Source organism: Caballeronia arvi (genome assembly GCF_001544695.2).
Classification (GTDB): domain Bacteria; phylum Pseudomonadota; class Gammaproteobacteria; order Burkholderiales; family Burkholderiaceae; genus Caballeronia; species Caballeronia arvi.
This window is the reverse complement of sequence record NZ_FCOM02000005.1, coordinates 169432-186488: the sequence shown is the minus strand read 5'-3', so window position 1 is coordinate 186488 and position 17057 is coordinate 169432. Positions and strand designations below refer to the sequence as shown.

The following is a 17057-nucleotide window of genomic DNA, read 5'->3' as shown; positions in this document are numbered from 1 at the left end:
CTAGCTGATACGGGGACTTCCAGAGCTTTTTCCAGAGATAGAACGAAGGACGACGATCCAACCGCCACGCCACTTGGGGGGCACCAGGCGCCAGGATTTTCCAGCATTGCTCAAATCGAGGGCTCCGCGCCGCATATTCGCCAGCGGTCTCCTCTAAAATGGTTGTGCAACCAGACTGCGTGAGGGCATGTCGCTGTTGCCCAAGACCCCGATCGCCCGCCGAAGCTCGCGCGTAGCCTATGCGTGGATTCACTGACGTTTGCCGCGCTTTGAAAAATTGATCGGAGTTTAGACAGAAACGTGCCCGACTGGCCGCACGAACACGCGCTAGGCAAGCATGTCGACAAAAACGACGGTTTTTTAAACGAAACCGCATAATCAGTTGGGCGATCTAACCTCGCGTTACTGCAGGATTTTCGGATTACATCAACGGGTCGAGACGATCAGCAATTGCCAAGGCCCAGCGAGCCCAAGCGTCGCGATCGCCATCGAACGCGCGCCACTCAATTGCATTTGGTGTGGACTCGACTTTGCCCACGTACTCCTGAATCTGCTGCGCCTGCTGGCAAGCGCTAACTTGAGCAAGCAGGCGACTGACACGGTCCTGCTCGGCCTGCTCGCGCGCGTCGCGCTCACGTGCTTCTGCGGCTTCGCGCGCTTTGCTGGCCATTTCAAGACGCCCCTCGATGGATAGCGTCAAGCAGGACGTCCGGTTTACCGACAATCATCTTGGCCGGTCGGTCGAGGTGATTGTCGCTGTTTAGTTGGGCATGGTTGTCGCTCCGGTCGGGTGGTCTCCGGGTAATTGACGGCGTCGCTCTTTCTGTTTGTCGCTGGCTTTGCGGCGCCGATAGCTTTCAACGTTCAGTTCGAAGATCGTCGAGTGATGGACGAGCCGGTCGATGGCGGCCACCGTCATGCCGGGGTCAGGGAATACATCATTCCAGCCTGAGAACGGCTGATTGGCCGTTATTAGAAGACTTTTCCGCTCATACCTCTCGGCGATCAACTCAAACAGCACGCTGGTTTCGGCCTGATCCTTTCTCACATATGACAGGTCATCGAGGATGATCAGATCGAAGCGGTCAAGCTTCGCGAGCGCCGAAGGCAGTTGCAAACTCTGGCGCGCGACCTGGAGCTTCTGCACGATTTCGCCGGTGCGCGTGAACAATACGCGATAGCCGGCGTCGATGAGCGCATGGCCGATCGCACTCCCCAGATGACTTTTTCCCCCGCCAGGTGGTCCGAACAGGAGGATCGTGGCGCCTTTCTCAAGCCACGAATCACCGGTTGCCAGTGCCATCACATGCGCCTTCGAGACCATCGGTACAACGCCGAAGTCGAAGGTGGCGAGCGTCTTGGTCGGATCCAGATGTGATTCGGTGCGATGACGCTCGATTCTCCGTTTGGCCCGTTCGGCGAGTTCGTGTTCAAGCAATGCGCCGAGTAAGCGGCACGCCTGCCAGCTTTCCTTGTCCGAGCGTTCAGCGAAGTCCGGCCACAACCGGCCGATCGTAGGCAGCCGCAATTCGTTGAGCATCAGCGCGATACGGCCCGCATCGTAGGCGGCGTTCATGCGAGCACCTCCTCATCGAGCAGTGTGTCGTAGAGCGCGGCGGACGGCATTTCGACGACAACCACCGGACACTCGGCCTGGCGCGGGGCGAACTCATCGAACAGCGCCTTCAGATCGGGCAGTTCACCGAGTTCGAGCAATGCATCGAGCCTCTCGGCCAGTTGCGCCTCGACGCCGTGGTTTCCTGCCAGCTCAAGCAGACCCACCATGGTCTTGCATGCGCTGCGCGGCGTCAGCGCCTGCTCCAGTCGCTCCCAGGTCCGACGGTAGGCTTCACGCGGAAACAGATCGTCACGGAACGCGAGGCCCCTGAAGGCCTGCGGCTTGCGTTTGAGCGACTCGATGAAGTGTCGGTAGTCGATGCCGCGACCCCGCCGTTTGCTCGTATGTGTGGCTCTCGCCGTGCTGTGCACGAGCGCGCCGGACAGATAGCAATCGAGCCGGTCACCGCAGAGGCGTACCTTCAGGCGATGACCGATCAGCCGCGACGGGGCGCTGTACAGGACACAACGCACGGTGAATGTGCCGCAGCGTGTCACGCGCGCTTCTTCCTCGTCGAAGTCGGTGGTACGGTGCTCAGGCAGATCCAGCAAGTGTTCGCGCTCTATCTGGAACGCTGCAGCATTGCGCCGGTTGCGGCGCATTACCACCCCGCGCACGAACTCGTCGTACGCGGCGCGGTCAGCGAAGTCGCGGTGACCGCGCAACTCCATTGCCTGATCGATCTGATCCTTCAAATAACGATGCGAGGATTCGACACTGCCATTCTCATGACCCATGCCACGGTTGTTGCGTGTGCCTTCCATCCCGTAGTGCTCGAGTAGCGCCGCATAGCGAGCTGTGAAGTCTTCCTCTTCCTGCAGGTTTCTGAACGCCGCCGACAGACTATCGGAACGGTGTTCGCGTGGGCAGCCGCCGGCCTGCCAAAGCGCGTTCTGTAGTCCCGTCGCGAGCGCCTGGAAGCTCTCGCCACCATCGACCACGCTGGCGTATTCCCAGCGCGAGAACGCCAGCACGAAGTGATACAGCAGATGGTTGAACGGGATGCCACCAATCGTTACGCACAACTTGTCCATGTGCGTGAAGTCCGACAGGCCTCGCGCGCCCGGTTGATACGTTTGAGGGAAGAACACTTCCTGGTTCGGCCCTTCGAGCGCGCGCCACTGGCTGACATGTCGCTCAAACGTGCGCCGCATGCTGTCCGGAAAGCGCTCGGGATGGTCCTCCTGCAATTTGCGCAGCAGGGTGATCGCCTTTAGCTTTGGCCCAGCGCGTAGCAATGGGACCACTTCGCTCTCCCAGACATCGGCGAATGGATCTGGGCGCGAGCGCCAGTAGCGTCGAGGCTGCTGAGACGGTAGCCCGGCTTCGTGTTCGACACGCCGCGCCGTGCGCTCGCTCATGCCTGACTTCGCCGCAGCGAGCTTCTGCGAATGGTGTTTGCGATGGTTCATATAGAGGCGGACCTGCTGGTCGGTGATGCGGCTTCCAGACATGGGCTGACCGCCTCTTTTTAGGTTCAGTCAGCCATCCTAGGCCTCGCCGATCCAGCGCCGCCGGTAGTTCGTCGTCTGCGGCGGCTACGCCGCCTCCGACTCCTCACTACCGGCCAAGATGAATGTCGCTACACCGGACACAATCATTGTCGCCCCCCACCTCGAAGTCGTGTCACGCCCAATCGTAGGAAAACTGCAGAGCCTTCCGATATTGCCTTTCAGCGGTCAGCACGAGCGCGACGGCAATCTCGCGGAGCTGGTTTTCCAGCCGGTTCGCGTCGCCGTCACTCCAGAACAGCCGCTCTTCGCGCTCGTCGTGCTTCCAGCGTGCGACTCTGACTTCTACTGCCATCGGCTCACCGCGTGCTTTCTTGGGTGGTCCCTTGCGCGGGCGCAGCGACGCAAGCGTGTCAATTTTCAGCTCGACATGCTGGTCGCCGATGTGCAGGCCTAGCTCACGCGCCTCCCGTCCCCTCATCCACGCACGAACATCAAGCGCCGCAAGCAGCGTGAACAGGTTGCTAAGAAACACTAGCCGGCGCTGCTCAAAAGGGCTTTCGAAGCGGGGTTTGTCCCATGCATACCGGTTCTTCGCCATCGCTTCGCGGCGTGCGTCGTCCTCACGCAGCAGCCGTCCGATCAATGGGTGCGCGTTATCCAGCTTATGCACGAAGCGGAATTTCGCGGGTAACGCCAGCCGGATCCGCGCCTCGACAGCGTCGAGCGTCTCGCCATAGACCAGCGGCTCAGGTGGTGCGGCGTCCGGGACTGATGTGTCCGCAACATCCTGTCGGAACACCCGAGGGCGCCCGACGCCGACGCCGACCTCGACACGGTCCGATGCACCAGGCGCGCGGAGCGGTAGCGGCGTGCGGTCAACACGCTGGCCTGCGTTGAGCTTTGCCCAGTAGCCGCGCGGGGGCAACGGGATGTCTCCCCGCCGGCACGCCTTCGCGAGCCCGACATCGGAAATGACCAGTGATTTTGCCAGTGTGCTGATCGGCTCGGCCCAGACGAGCTCATACAGCTGCAGCCGCGTGAACAGATAACCCATGGCCGCCCGCCGTGGAGATAGCGAACTGGCTTTCAGAGACGGATCCGCTCGACCTCATCCAGGCTGATGTCGTCGCGCCGCCGGTCATAGAGCTGCGTGGTGCGCGTCGATGCGTGATTGGCCATCGCCGCGGCGTTCTCGAGCGTGCCGCCGTTTTTCAGGTAAGCGGTGATGCCAGTCGCACGGAACGTGTGGTTGCCGATCCTCGTAGCGATACCCGCGGCCAGCGCGCGCCGGCGCACCATCGCATACGCGTTGGCCTGCGGCAACGGCGTACTGCTCAGCTGGCCGGTGCCGCGCGCAACCGTGCGGAACAGCGGCCCCTTCGGTTCACTGGCGAGGCCGGTGCCATCGAGGTACGCGTGCAGGTAGGCTTCCAGTGTGTGATGGCACGGCATCGCGTGCGCCTTGCCGCCTTTTTCGCGCAGACGCACCCACAGGCGCCGCTGCTGCACATAGACATCGTCAACGCGCATCGCCAGCGCAGCACCGATCCGTGCGAACGAAAACACCATCAGCGCAATCAGCGCGCGGTCGCGCAGCCCGATCGGCGTGGTCACATCGATGCTGTCGAGCAGCTGCCGCGCCTCGGTGGCGTCGAGCACCGGGGTTTTGCCCTGCTTCGTGGTGTGGCTGGGACCGCGCACCGACGCGGCCGGGTTGTGCAGCACGATCTGGCCGGTCACCAGCCAGTCGAACAGGTGGCGGATCGCCGCTAGGCGCTGCTTGACGGTCGGTGCCGAGTGCGTGGTGGTCTGCAACTCGATCCAGGCGGCGACATGCAGTGGCTGCACGGCCTTGATCGACGGCACGCCGGCGCCGGCGCACCACCCGAGGAAGTCGCTGGCTGCGCGCGCATACGCGCGGCGCGTGTGCGGATTGCGGATCGCCGAGGCGAAGAATTCGAGGAAGCGCACCCCGGCCCGTTCGCCGGCCGCGGTCACGAGCGCAAAAACAGCCGGCGCCGTCAGTGCTGGAGCATGATTCATGGCAGGGGGCCAAAAAGCTGCTCCAGCACCGCATCCAGCGACGCGAGCGGCGTGAAGACGCTGCGCGGAACGGTTCGCTGGCCGGGCCGCTCCAGCTTCACGCCCGCTGCATTGGCCTTCGTATGGGTCGCGGCCTTCAATCCCCGGATGTCCGGCAGCGGCTCGCCAGGCGGGTTGCCGAACCACAGGAAGGAGTGAAAATCCAGACCCTCGGTGACCACGATCCAGAGGATGCAACCGCTCGGCTTGTCCATCAGCCTGAGGCTCGCGGTGACGCTGGCCCGCTTGCCACCGGCCACCATCGCCTTGAACTGGACGTGGCGGACGATAGGACCGTAACTCATCACGAGGTCATGGCCGCCGGCATCGAACTCGGAGCGCAACACCTCGACGTCGGTGACGCCGCGCTGCCACAGCCGACGCAGGGCGTCGCCGACGAACGCATGCTCAACGATCCGTTCGCGCAGCACGGAGTGCAGGTAATGGCGTTCGGCGTCACCGGTCAGCGGAGCCTGAAGATCATTCACCGTGCGCACCCCGCACTCCGAAGTTGCGATCCTTCGCGATCTCGTCCCATTGGGCGGGCGTGACGTTCGCGGTCGCGAGGCGCCTGGCCAGGTCGAGCGGCAAGCGCGCCACGAGATGGGTCCGCGCCTGTCCGGTGGTTTCCAGTTCGACCCCGACGCCAGTCAGTTCGAGATAGACCGTGCCCGACTCGAAAAGCTCTTCATAAAGCCGCCACGATGTCTTGCCGTCTGCCGACTCACAGTTATCCAGTGTTCGTGTCGTGCCCATATGCCCTCGCTCGGTTGTTCCGGATCTCAACATCGATCCTATGTTTGATAAAGGACATTATCACCTATAACTGCACCGCCTATCGAAAGCATTTGACTTGTGCGCACTACGTGCGCACAATACGCCGATCTCCAAACAACAGGAACCCAAATGGGCTGGCAATACAACCGCTTTCAAAGTAGCACCGCGACCCATCAAGAGACCGGTCTTCAGATCGAAGTCGCGATTGGTCCCGACGGCCTTCGGACCTTCGCAGTGGCTGGAGCGGTTGCGCAACGCATGTCGTCAGAAGAGATCGATGCGTTGAGGCGCGACTTGCAACAGACGTTGCTTAATGAAGACCGTCGTGGCGAGTTACGTGCGTTGATCAATCAGTACCTGGGCCAGAGCAACAGCCTCGCCGTTTCGGCGATTAACCGCGCAAGTGGACGCGATCCGATTACTGAGCGTACCGTGCAGAGCTGGCTGATCGAAAGTCACCGGGTCAGCAGCCGGCCGTGCCCGGAATGGGCAATCATCGCACTTCGGGAGCATGTCGCCAGTCTGTCGCCGTCCGACCAGGAACATCTAAAGGGCGAGGCTGCAAGACGGCTTGAACGTCCAGCTTGGTTGCGAGTCGATGAAACCTATGCCGTCGACTACGCCACCAACGACATCGAGCGAGATGCGCGTACCGAAAGGGAGTGGGGGGAAGTGGCCCACCCAGCGCTTGCCAAAAAACTGGCGAAGTCGGAAACCTATCAGCTCGGCTTCATGCACGGCCAGAACCGGATTCTGTCAGCTCTGGCCGTCAGTTTGCGGCACAGCGCAACGTTTGAGCAATTCAAGCGGGCGTTTGTTGAGCGCGACACCGAAACAAGTTTCATCGAATCTCAAACCCGAGCGATCCGGCGTGAGATTGAAAGCGGCACCGGCGAGTTCTCGGCGTTCTACGGCAAAGGCTCTGAATAGACCGTCGAGCGCGGCTCGGCCGTTAAATAGCCTGTTGATACGGCTACAAAAGCAGACTCTTCGGGACTCTTCGTTACAACGGTCACTAAATAGTTCTGTTGTGCACCTGGCGTACGTTGCCGGCGAGCGCACACGGCGAAAAAAAAGCGTCGCCGCGCTTCGTTCTGTTCCGGATTGTCAGACTGAGCGCCTGCACTCGACTAATTGATTGATGAACAGTTGCGCACCGTTGGAAGCTTGACGGGTTGACACAAAATTTGGCAAAACGCGCCCTCCGAAACCAGATTTTCACCTTTTTGCGAATTCATCGTTTATTGGACACGTCTGACATTAGGTGCCGTTCCTCGATTTTGCGGGTTGTTGAACGTCGCCATGATCTGAACTGGCCAAGCACCAACGGGGTTCTGCGTCGACAAAGCGGGTCGCGTAATACCTGATGACCCTATGGTTCTCCAGGACGGCTTTTGCCCCGTTTTCGAATTTTTCGATCCAACTTCTTTACTCGTTTCTCAAGCTCTTCAATGTTGGCAAGATAGGGCCTTAGCTCATCCATGATGCGGTCCTCTCGTTCCTTGAGGTGCTTGACCATGAAAGAGTACTCTCGCTCATACTTCTGACGAGCCGCCCACGTTTCCGACCATGCCCGGTTAAGGTGTTCGCTGTCCTTTCTCAGCTTCCGCAACTCGCGTATTGCTGCCTTCAGTTGCGCCTCATCTGCTAGTTCGGCAGCTAGTTCTGGGTTCACTTCCGGCCTCGCTTCCCGCGGTCAATGACTAGTCGTGTCTATCACGTCCCAAGCACGAACTCACCGTCCATGTCCTCCGGTTGCGAAAACCGAGCGCCCCCGTACTGTCAACGAATGCAAGCTCGCGACCAAACGCGCCTTTGCTTTTGCTGACACCGCCGACAGATAGAAGCCCCTTTGCTCAATCTCAAGCCACGAGGTATGGCCCCGAAGCCTTATGAAATGGGGCCCAGCCCTAGATCACGGGAAGAACCACGCCTCAATGGCGCCCGAATCTTGCCGCGCGGTAATCATGCAGCCGCTGCGACGTTGACAGTACGGGGGCGGTCCCAATCGCCATCGATTCAGCCCTCGTCGGGCTTGCCCCTCACCTTGTCGATACGCAAATTGGAAGCGGCGATGAACGACAGCGCATCGTCCAGGGCTTCATTAGCCTTCTGAGTAGACGCCGCAACCTCATCGAGTCGCTGATCAAGATCGGTCTCGTCAACAGCGTCTTCCACTAGGCCTCCCTCCGTCAAGTCGTCGAGCTGCACGCTTGCAGCGCCAAAGTCGAGACCAACATCGTCACCTTGCTGCGCCAATGCGGCGGCGAGTGGGGGCGTCGGATCGTTCTCGTTTAGCGTGCGAATGACCGATTCGAGCCCGGTTCTTCGATCGAAGGTGACCCATTCCCTGTGTCCGTCCGGAAATTTTTTAATACAAACCCCAGCCGGAGTGTCCGTCTCACGATAGTAGATCGGCATTCCTGCCGCTAGATGTTCTCGTGCGGCGCGTCCATCATCGGTTTGCAAGAGGCGAATCCACTCGTCTGTATCGTCGGGCAGACTCTTGAGCTGGTCGTTTTTCATTTCTGATCAAACTCCGGAACTGAAAATTGAAGTTTAGCCGCTAAATTCGCCGAACTCGCCGAACTCGCCGGCCTCGTTCCGGTAACGGCGACGGCGACGGCGTCTATGGAACACTGACCGACCGTCAGCGGTGAGCGATCCGAAACATCGGTCGAAAAATTTAGCCGCTAAATCTCGACGGACGCCGAAACACATGTCGTGGATGACAAAGAAGCAGTGGTGTGCCTTCCGAATGACATCAACTTTGGGCAGTGTGAGTTGACCAGCTCTGCTCGCTTTGATCAGGAGAGGCGGAAATATCAACACATGTTCGCATAGAACAACAACCGGCCATTGAACGGGCGCTATCGGCTTTTGGTTTTCACGAGGTCCAGCATTGCAATTTGCATCGAAACAATGCGCTCAAGGACTCCATGGATAACTCGGCGCAATTGCTCAGGATCTTGTGCATTCAGTTTTTCACTATTCGTCAGCCACAGCTTCAATAAGCCGCCAAGCCGTCCTTGATCGCCATTAATTTTGGCGAGTTTTAACACCAGTTCTGCGTCAATAACACCCTTGATGCGGTAGCCCATCCCGACGTTACGCAGATACATTGAAAGGCTCATTCCTGCCTTACGCGCGTTCTCTTCGATGCTCGCCTTCTCCTCCGGCAAGCACCACACTTTGATTGGCGTGGAACCTTTTCGGGTGCTCTTCATTTCGTTATTCCTTCTGGCGTTCATCCGGTATGCGCCCTCGGCTCGAGCCGTAGTCGCCATAAGATGACGACTTCCTTAGCAAGATTCCCATTGAGCGCGGAGCGCGAATAAGGGAGAGTGAAGAAGGTACGCCCGCTTGCGGGTGGGCCTACTTCACCTATCTTGCCCGCTACGTAATCGATACGTTTCAGCGACGCTCATCGAGAATCTGCGGAACATAAGCGATCAAAGGTAACGCAAACACGCACAGTTCGCTTTTTGACCGCTTCCATCTTGGTTGAACCGACATCGTCCGCCCATTGATCGGTTTCATCGCTGACTTGTCTTGATGTCGATCGGTTTCCTCTCAAGGATGAGTGTTTTGACATATCGCCGAAAAGCCTGATACCCAAACGTGATTACACCCGCTTCTTGAAGAGTGCGGTGGATTGCTAAGACAGACCATCCCTCTTCAATCGCACGCTGGACCTCGGTTTGTACTCCAAGGAAAGTAGCTCGATTCACGGCCCCGGACGGGCCCGTTGCTTCTGCCAAAACCTGCGCGGCTATTCTTTGCGACAAACTCAATTCTTTCATCAGACTTCCCCCGTTATGCGCTCAGTTGCAAGCAATACGGAATTTTCGGGTCTCTGACCGAACACTTCACGGTAGAAACACGTTATATTTTCGATAAATCTTGATCAATATTCGTTCAGCTCTCGTGCTGAGCCCGTTATTCTCTTCCGTACGTCGCCGCCATATGCGCCCCAAGAACTCAAAAGAAGTTGAAATCATGAAGCTAAAAGCCAGAACGATGATGAGATCGTTGATGCACAGGAAAGGCTTCGTGAAAATAAACCAACTCGCTGCATGGATTAACACAGAATCCGAAAAACTGGGGTGGACGGACACACAGACTTCGAACAAGTGGTACAAACTCGACAACGGTGATTTCATATTTCACCCTGCCGGCCCGATTGAAATGCTCGGCCAGCTATTTGATGACGCGGAACTTATCTTCGAAAACGGGCCCGCAAACTTATGGCGCGCCCTTTGGGGCAATGCATTCGATCCGTCGGTCCTTTGGCCATTGTGTCGGACACGCTTTAGTAGCGAAGGACCTTGGCTCGATGATGCAGCGTGGAGAAAAGTTGAGACCACTTCTTTCAAAGAGCGCACCTTTTACGAAACCATTCGAGAGTTTGAGGGCGAGATACTCATCGCTTTGGCTCACAGAGAACCGCTTACCCTAAATCACCTTACGGAAGCGGTCGCGTTATATCGTCTGCATCAAATAATCAACTCGCTAGCAGTCTCCGATGTCGATGGAATAGGGGCCTACCGCTGCGTTCAACACTGTCTCAACGCCACGGGGATTTTTCACGAATTAAATAGCTATGACGGCTTCTTTCTGGTGCGCGATGAGTTGGAAAACATGGAGAAGAAGCGGTTGGATTTAGATGGCTCGTATCGAGCGTCGATTGGTCTCACGAAGCACGAGGCGCCGTTGTACGCTAACGCTTCTCTCTCGTGGATCACCGATGCAGATCGCTGGGACGCGCTTGATTTGGATTGGGCTCCATCGGAACGGCGACCTCCACAGAGCCTTGCAGATCAGATTTCGGACCGCAGGAGGGAAATCAACGCCAGGTTTGATCCACGTAGCACGCGACGCAACGGCAATCAAGATAACTCGGAGCCGAAAGCCACAGTACGATTAGTAAAAGATTAAAACAAGATTAGGCGTGGCAAGTGAAATGCCGGAACTCCCTACCAATCTTGGTTTGCGAGGCTCTGAGCCTGTGGATAGCTTAGGCGCTGGAACGGTACGCGCTAGGCGTCGGAACGGCAAAGCGTAGGCGAAGGAACGGTGTCTCGTAGGTGCAGGAACGGCAGTTCCGTAGGCGCTAGAACGGTATCAAAGAAGTACTTTTTGGCCATTGAGCCGCTTGGCCAAGTGTCGGCGTTGCGACTCGCTAGGCTTCTTGTCGATATGCACCAGGTCGCCTTGGATGTCGTAGCTGAACGCCTGCCCATGGGCCTTGCTCGCTTCAGCCAAGGCATCGAGAGCCTTGCGTAGCGTCTGTCGCGCGCTGCTCATGCTCTCGTCCTCGCTACCGGCGAGCCTTAGCAGTGTTTCCATGCGCATGGGGTATGGCCTCGCGTGACTTGCGTAGAATCCGTGCAGCCATTGAGCAAGTGACTTTCCGACCAGCGTGCGACGCACATTCCAGTCGATCTGCGTGAACTGGTCCGCTGCGAACAAGGTGTGCAACCTGGGACTGACGACGATCACCCATTCTTGGGTTTTATCGTCTTTGAACGCCTTATCAATCAGGCTGCCGATGTACGACCAGCCCTCTTGCTTGATCTCTACTGCATTAGCTATCAAACGAGTGATGCGTGTGTGCAGCACCTTGCGGTTTTTGCCCGTATCGGTGTTGCCCATTAACTTGAGCAGCGAATATGACGTCATGCGGCACGGTAGTCCTAGCGCCTGAAGGCGCACAACGTGGAGGACGCTTTCCCACACGTCAAGGTCGCCCTGATCAAGGCGTTCGCCAGTGTAGATAATTGTGAGACCGTCAAGCGTGGGTATCAGCTCGCCCGCTAAATAGCGGCGGTGCCCCTTCGCAATAGCGCCAAAAAGTGCTGATCGCAGGAACCCGTTTGGCACGCCTCGCACGAAGTCCGGCCAATGCGGCAAGTGAACGAGTGCCTGCAGAGGCGGTGCGGGAGCCGCCTCATCGCGCTTTTGACCACCGATCCGCGCGCGATGCTTTTTCTCCATGTCGGCAACACGTGCGACAAGTGCATCAGCCGAGTGGCGTAACGACTCGCCGCCAACCCCTGCTGGTCTTCGTCCCTGCACGACGGGGCGGATGCGGCCTCGCGGACCATCGTCGGTACGACTCACCGCTTGCCGTTGCTACGAGTGTGCTTCGCGACCGATTCGGCTTTCGTCGGACGGCCTCGTCGTCGCTTTTCCGAAAGGGGCAGTTCCGACACATCGAGAAACACTGCATCGGCGACGTGCTGGCCAATCCACCTTTCTACATCTTCCGCTCGCCAAAGAAGGCGTTTCGTATTGGGAAGTCGGCAGATTGGCGGAAGAGACTGGGGATTTCGCGTCGCATCGCTACGGATGCTGGCGACAGACTTTTGTAAATGCTCGGCGAGTTGATCGACCGTGAGTAGCGCTTGCATGGACATGGCTGTTTTTTGCGCCATGTCACATTTGTGCACACAGCGGCGTTGGTTGGCTGATGTATGCAAGGTTGACTTTAAGCAACTCTAAAGTCTCGGTAGAAAAGCGAAGTGTTTTCTACCAGTGAGCGGTGGGCTCGTGCGCTACCACTCGACGCCACAAATCTGCCACATCGCGCGTGCATAAAGGTGCGATAGAAAGCAAAACAACGCACTACATCGCAAGACGTAGTGCGTTGTTTCCAAAGCAAATTCGTGGTGGAGAGGAGGAGGATCGAACTCCCGACCTTCGCATTGCGAACGCGACGCTCTCCCAGCTGAGCTACCCCCCCAACGAGCTAAAATTATATCACAGCGCAAACGCCATCAGGCAAGCCTTCCGACGATACACCCGACACTTACTTCTCCGGCGCTCCCGCCAAAACCCACGCGACGACCGTCTTGATATCCGCATCGTTCATTCGTGGATGCGAGGGCATCGGAATCGGACCCCAAACGCCCGCGCCGCCGTTCTTCACTTTCTTCTCGAGCTGCACGCTCGCCTGCGGCTGTCCCTTGTACTTCTCAGCGATCTGCTGAAACGACGGCCCCACGAGCTTTCGATCGATCGCATGACAGCCCATGCACGCATTGCTGCGCGCAACCGCCATCCCGTTCGCGGAAGACACCGGTTGCTCTGCCGCGCACACACCGATCGACGCGGCGACGAACACCGCGCCGAAGATCAAACGCAACGCCTTCATTTCGCCGCCGGAGCCGGATTGCCCGGATGAACGTCCGAATTCTTCACCGGTGCCGGCGACTGCGTGTCCAGCGGACGCGAGCTCACGCCCGAATCAGGCACCGTACCGACCGTCGCTTCGGGAGCCGGCGCGCTCGCCGCCGACACCGCACTCGCATCGGATGCGGCAGCCGCCTCCAGCGCCTGCGCTTCTTCCGGCTTGATGTACTGGAAGACCTTCACGACCTGTTCGACGCCCGACACGCGCGCGGCGACATCGGCGCCATGCGCACCTTCATCCTGCGTGACGAGCCCCATCAGATAGATGACGCCGCGCTCACACACCACCTTGTAGTAGTTCGCGCGCAAGTCCTTCTCGCCGACCATCGCGGTCTTTACGCGGCCTTCGAGATACGAGTCGTTCGCGCGCGACGAAATCGAACTCGCGCCCTGAATCGCCAGTTCGTTGACGATGCTGCCCACGTTGTTGATGTCGCGCACGACCGCTTCGGCCTTCTGCTTCGACGCTTCGTCGGGGACTTCGCCCGTCAGCAGCACGCGCCGGTTGAACACGGTCACGTTGACATGCGCCGTATCGGGCAGATTCTCGTTGATCCGCGATGTCGCCTTGATCTGGATCTCGCGGTCTTCGGTCTGTGCGCCGAGCGTGCGGCGATCCGTGGCGATCAACGTGCCGCCTGCCGCCGCGCCGACGACCGCGAGAGCGCAGCCCTGCAACGTCAATGCGACTCCGGACAACATGCTCGCCACGAGCGTGGCTTGGGCCAGCGTCGCCTTGACGCGTGTCTTGTTCATCAACTCCGTTCCCCCTTTTCAGTTTCAGTCGTCGCCGAGCAGCATCGCATCGATGCCGTCGCACAGACAGTGAATGATCAGCAGATGGACTTCCTGGATACGCGCCGTGCGATCGGACGGCACGCAGATATGGATGTCGGTTTCGGCGAGCACGTCGGACATCGCGCCGCCACCTTTGCCCGACAGCGCGATCACGATCATCTCGCGCTCGTGCGCTTCCTGAATCGCGGCGAGCACGTTGACCGAGTTGCCCGACGTGCTGATCGCAAGCAGCACGTCGCCCGCCTGGCCAAGCGCGCGGACCTGGTTCGAGAAGATCTGCTCGAACGCATAGTCGTTGCCGATGGCCGTGAGAATCGATGTATCGGTCGTCAGTGCGATCGCCGGCAAGCCCGGACGCTCGCGCTCGAAGCGACCGATCAGTTGCGCGGCAAAGCGTTGCGCATCGGCCGCCGAGCCGCCGTTGCCGCAGACGAGAATCTTGTTGCCGTTCGCGAGCACGCCGAAAAGCGTATCGACGGCTGCCGCGATCGGAACCGCCAGCGTGTCGAGTGCTTCGAGTTTGAGCGCCGCGCTGTCGCGGAATTGCTGTTGAATACGTTCGACTGACATCGACTCTCGATCATCGGCCGCGGCATATGCTGCGGCATGTGGCTTGAACGCTCAAGGCGCCGGTTGTTGCGCAGTTTACCGCATGCATCATGTAGCGAACCGCGCTCATGCTTCGTCAGCGCGAAACGCATCGCGCATCCACTCGATACGGCCCGCATCGAACGCAACGACATCGAAGCGGCAAGCAGGCAACGCGCCGCGCCATGTCGCGAGGAAATGCTGCGCGGCATGCACGAGGCGCGCGCGCTTTCTCGCATCGACACTCGCGGCGGCATTGGCGAAGCGCCCGCGCTTTCTGGCCCGCACTTCGACGAACACGAGCGCACCGCGTTCATCGAGCATGACGAGATCGATCTCGCCACCGCGGCATGTCACGTTGCGCGCGACGCAGCGCATGCGCTGCCGCTGCAGGAACTCGAGCGCATGCGTCTCGAAAACATCGCCGAGCGTTTTGGACAAGGCGCCTCCATAAAAGTTGTCGACGTGGGGCCGCAATTGCACGCGGCAGGCGCGTGGCAAAATGACGACCTTTCCTTCCACGTCGCGCTCATGCTTCAGATCTCCGACCTCGCCACCGGGCAGCACTATCCGACGGGCGCGCTCTATGTCGTCGCGACGCCGATCGGCAACGCGGCCGACATCACCGTGCGCGCGCTGCATGTGCTCGGGCTCGTCGATCGCATCGCCGCCGAGGACACCCGCAACACGGCGCAGCTGCTCGCTCGCTATGGCATCTCGAAGCCGTGGATCGCCGTGCACGAGCACAACGAACGCAGCGCGGCCGAACGCGTGATCGGGCATTTGAAGAACGGCGAGCGCATCGCCTGCGTGTCCGATGCGGGCACGCCCGGCATCTCCGATCCCGGCGCGCGTCTCGTCGATGCCGTGCGCGACGCGGGCTTGCCCGTCGTTCCGCTGCCGGGCGCAAGCGCGCTCGTCACTGCACTGAGCGCTGCGGGCGCGTGGGTCGGCGGCTTCTCGTTCGTCGGCTTTCTGCCGTCCAAATCGAAGCAGCGCGCCACGCAACTGCGCTCGCTCGTGAATCATCCGATGGCGCTGGTGTTCTACGAGGCGCCGCATCGTATCGTCGAGACGACGCGCGCGCTCGCCGAGGCGTTCGGCGGCGAACGGCAACTGCTGATCGCACGCGAATTGACGAAGTTACATGAGAGCCTGCACCGCTGCACCCTGGCCGAAGGGCCAGCGTGGCTCGAAGCCGATGCGAATCGTCAGCGCGGGGAATTCGTTCTAGTGGTCGAAGGCGCGCCCGAGGCGCAGGACGCCGACGACGCACACGATGCGCTGCTGGCGACGCTACTGGAGGAGCTGTCGGTGAAGAGCGCGGCGCGCATCGCCGCCACATTGACGGGCGCATCGCGCAACGCGCTTTATGAACGCGCGCTGAAGCTCGCGAAACGCGACGAGTCGGAAGAAGAATAGAAAACGGGCCGTCGCGAGACGGCCCGTCATTGGAACTGCTGCGTGATGCGGGGTTCAGTTCACGCTGTCGTCGGCGAGCGCCTGGGCCTGCTCTGCACGCGCCGCACGCGCCTCTTGCTGAGTGAGGCCTTCGATCTTCACCTTCTGCGTGCCAGCGCCGCGCATGCCGAGCACGGCCGCCGCAGCGTACGACAAGTCGATCACGCGCCCGTGCACATAAGGACCGCGGTCGTTGATCTTCACGACGACCGTCTTGTGGTTGGCCTCGTTCGTCACGCGTACCCACGACGCCAGCGGCAGCGTGCGGTGCGCCGCGGTCATCGCGTTCATGTTGAACTTCTCACCGCTCGCGGTCTTGCGGCCGTGGAACATGCGGCCGTACCACGACGCCTTGCCCTTCTGTTCGAAGTTGCCGGCATCCGGACCGGATGTGATCGGCTCGGCGTTCGAGAGCGACTGCGCCTGGCTCGGCTTGTCTGCGGGAAGCGAGGACAGGTGCGAATCGAAGGCGAGCGGGGCCGTCGAGCGGGCACCTGCCGTGCTGAGGGAGTTGGTAGTCTGAGGATTGGATGCGACATCGCCCGAACCCGGCGCGGCGCAACCCGCCAGCACGCCAACTGCTAGCAGGCTCCCGACATGTCGAATAAATCGAGCTTTCATAGACGTGTTTCAACGATAAAAGAGCGGCCGCGCCGCACCAGATCGGCGCGCGCAAGGCTGCTCGAGGCTTTCCGCGCAAAGCAATACGCCGCTCGGTCAAGCGAACGGCGAACTCTGCTCGGATGCGGCGTACTCGTGCCGCAAACGCCCGGTTATTGTTCACGTCTGGCGCAACCTGTCCCCGGCAGCCTGACCAGACCCCACATGCCGCCATCGAACGTGGCATCACGTTCGTGCGCTGGAAAAATCTCTGTGAGCGCAGGAACGGCGGCGTAGGCCCCATCCGGCGTGACGGCAGCTAAGGCCATCTGACAGACGCGCGGCGTCTGGCCGGACAAGACGTGTGCACCTACTGATGGTGCTTGAGTTGCAATTGCGAGGCTTTTGGCCCCCAACAGCGTACTGACGGCGATTGTAAAAACGCACTAGCGTTTCATCAGTCGCCTATTGACGGCATGGTTAGC

Annotated in this window: 21 protein-coding genes and 1 tRNA gene; 3 read left to right on the top strand and 19 right to left on the bottom strand. The window is 59.8% G+C overall.

What is annotated here, in order from left to right; translation table 11 throughout:
- Window positions 1-421: 421 nt before the first annotated feature.
- The 7 genes from AWB74_RS08580 to AWB74_RS08550 form a co-directional block, all read right to left on the bottom strand.
- A complete protein-coding gene (locus AWB74_RS08580; protein WP_143749162.1) occupies window positions 422-700 on the bottom strand; it encodes a hypothetical protein in 279 nt (92 codons plus the stop codon).
- Window positions 701-760: 60 nt separating this feature from the next.
- The gene (istB, locus tag AWB74_RS08575) at window positions 761-1576 is read right to left on the bottom strand and encodes an IS21-like element helper ATPase IstB (RefSeq protein ID WP_061146338.1); all 816 of its coding nucleotides are present in this window, start codon (window positions 1574-1576) and stop codon (window positions 761-763) included.
- The gene (gene istA / locus AWB74_RS08570) at window positions 1573-3072 is read right to left on the bottom strand and encodes an IS21 family transposase (RefSeq protein WP_061146337.1); all 1500 of its coding nucleotides are present in this window, start codon (window positions 3070-3072) and stop codon (window positions 1573-1575) included. The genes istB and istA overlap by 4 nt, the downstream gene beginning before the upstream one ends.
- Before the next feature lie 172 nt (window positions 3073-3244).
- Complete coding sequence (locus AWB74_RS08565; protein ID WP_061146336.1) at window positions 3245-4126, bottom strand: hypothetical protein; 882 nt, start codon at window positions 4124-4126, stop codon at window positions 3245-3247.
- Between the two features lie 32 nt (window positions 4127-4158).
- The gene (locus tag AWB74_RS08560; protein ID WP_061146335.1) at window positions 4159-5115 is read right to left on the bottom strand and encodes a tyrosine-type recombinase/integrase; all 957 of its coding nucleotides are present in this window, start codon (window positions 5113-5115) and stop codon (window positions 4159-4161) included.
- Window positions 5112-5651, bottom strand: a complete 540-nt coding sequence (locus AWB74_RS08555) for a hypothetical protein (protein ID WP_235024521.1) — start codon at window positions 5649-5651, stop codon at window positions 5112-5114. The genes AWB74_RS08560 and AWB74_RS08555 overlap by 4 nt, the downstream gene beginning before the upstream one ends.
- Window positions 5635-5910 carry a hypothetical protein gene (locus AWB74_RS08550; protein WP_061146334.1) on the bottom strand — a complete coding sequence of 92 codons (276 nt, stop codon included), beginning with the start codon at window positions 5908-5910 and terminating at the stop codon, window positions 5635-5637. The genes AWB74_RS08555 and AWB74_RS08550 overlap by 17 nt, the downstream gene beginning before the upstream one ends.
- 150 nt (window positions 5911-6060) lie before the next feature.
- Between AWB74_RS08550 and AWB74_RS08545 the strand changes: the two genes are divergently transcribed.
- Window positions 6061-6861 (top strand): hypothetical protein, encoded by an 801-nt coding sequence (locus AWB74_RS08545; RefSeq protein WP_061146333.1) that lies wholly within the window; start codon window positions 6061-6063, stop codon window positions 6859-6861.
- Window positions 6862-7303: 442 nt separating this feature from the next.
- Here the strand turns inward: AWB74_RS08545 and AWB74_RS08540 are convergent, their stop codons facing one another.
- The 4 genes from AWB74_RS08540 to AWB74_RS46370 all read right to left on the bottom strand — a co-directional run bounded on the left by AWB74_RS08540 (window position 7304) and on the right by AWB74_RS46370 (window position 9734).
- Window positions 7304-7606, bottom strand: a complete 303-nt coding sequence (locus AWB74_RS08540; RefSeq protein WP_061146332.1) for a hypothetical protein — start codon at window positions 7604-7606, stop codon at window positions 7304-7306.
- A gap of 344 nt (window positions 7607-7950) precedes the next feature.
- Window positions 7951-8457 carry a hypothetical protein gene (locus tag AWB74_RS46880; RefSeq protein ID WP_200821947.1) on the bottom strand — a complete coding sequence of 169 codons (507 nt, stop codon included), beginning with the start codon at window positions 8455-8457 and terminating at the stop codon, window positions 7951-7953.
- Between the two features lie 344 nt (window positions 8458-8801).
- On the bottom strand, window positions 8802-9158 hold the full coding sequence (gene traJ / locus AWB74_RS08530; RefSeq protein WP_235024520.1) for a conjugal transfer transcriptional regulator TraJ: 357 nt from the start codon (window positions 9156-9158) through the stop codon (window positions 8802-8804).
- 309 nt (window positions 9159-9467) lie between these two features.
- On the bottom strand, window positions 9468-9734 hold the full coding sequence (locus AWB74_RS46370; protein WP_061146331.1) for a TraK family protein: 267 nt from the start codon (window positions 9732-9734) through the stop codon (window positions 9468-9470).
- Window positions 9735-9834: 100 nt separating this feature from the next.
- Here AWB74_RS46370 and AWB74_RS08520 point away from each other — a divergent pair, with 100 nt between their 5' ends.
- On the top strand, window positions 9835-10869 hold the full coding sequence (locus AWB74_RS08520) for a hypothetical protein (RefSeq protein ID WP_143749160.1): 1035 nt from the start codon (window positions 9835-9837) through the stop codon (window positions 10867-10869).
- A gap of 186 nt (window positions 10870-11055) precedes the next feature.
- Here the strand turns inward: AWB74_RS08520 and trfA are convergent, their stop codons facing one another.
- From trfA to AWB74_RS46875, 7 genes are all read right to left on the bottom strand, one after another.
- Window positions 11056-11928 carry a plasmid replication initiator TrfA gene (trfA, locus tag AWB74_RS08515; RefSeq protein ID WP_087038898.1) on the bottom strand — a complete coding sequence of 291 codons (873 nt, stop codon included), beginning with the start codon at window positions 11926-11928 and terminating at the stop codon, window positions 11056-11058.
- 122 nt (window positions 11929-12050) lie between these two features.
- Entirely contained in the window at window positions 12051-12368 is a 318-nt protein-coding gene (locus tag AWB74_RS08510; protein ID WP_235024519.1) for a DNA-binding protein, read from the bottom strand.
- Window positions 12369-12600: 232 nt separating this feature from the next.
- A tRNA-Ala gene (locus AWB74_RS08505) sits at window positions 12601-12676 on the bottom strand.
- 66 nt (window positions 12677-12742) lie between these two features.
- Window positions 12743-13087 carry a c-type cytochrome gene (locus AWB74_RS08500; protein WP_061146329.1) on the bottom strand — a complete coding sequence of 115 codons (345 nt, stop codon included), beginning with the start codon at window positions 13085-13087 and terminating at the stop codon, window positions 12743-12745.
- Window positions 13084-13881, bottom strand: a complete 798-nt coding sequence (locus AWB74_RS08495; RefSeq protein WP_061146328.1) for a BON domain-containing protein — start codon at window positions 13879-13881, stop codon at window positions 13084-13086. The genes AWB74_RS08500 and AWB74_RS08495 overlap by 4 nt, the downstream gene beginning before the upstream one ends.
- A gap of 24 nt (window positions 13882-13905) precedes the next feature.
- Window positions 13906-14493: a phosphoheptose isomerase gene (locus AWB74_RS08490; protein ID WP_061146327.1), complete on the bottom strand. Its 588-nt coding sequence runs from the start codon at window positions 14491-14493 to the stop codon at window positions 13906-13908.
- A 105-nt stretch (window positions 14494-14598) separates the two neighbouring features.
- The gene (locus tag AWB74_RS46875) at window positions 14599-15033 is read right to left on the bottom strand and encodes a YraN family protein (protein ID WP_407642412.1); all 435 of its coding nucleotides are present in this window, start codon (window positions 15031-15033) and stop codon (window positions 14599-14601) included.
- 9 nt (window positions 15034-15042) lie between these two features.
- Here AWB74_RS46875 and rsmI point away from each other — a divergent pair, with 9 nt between their 5' ends.
- Window positions 15043-15933, top strand: coding sequence for a 16S rRNA (cytidine(1402)-2'-O)-methyltransferase (gene rsmI, locus AWB74_RS08480; RefSeq protein ID WP_061146326.1), 891 nt, complete (start codon window positions 15043-15045; stop codon window positions 15931-15933).
- A 54-nt stretch (window positions 15934-15987) separates the two neighbouring features.
- On the opposite strand, the gene AWB74_RS08475 is transcribed toward rsmI, so the two are convergent.
- Complete coding sequence (locus AWB74_RS08475) at window positions 15988-16593, bottom strand: septal ring lytic transglycosylase RlpA family protein (RefSeq protein WP_061146325.1); 606 nt, start codon at window positions 16591-16593, stop codon at window positions 15988-15990.
- Window positions 16594-17057: the final 464 nt, after the last annotated feature.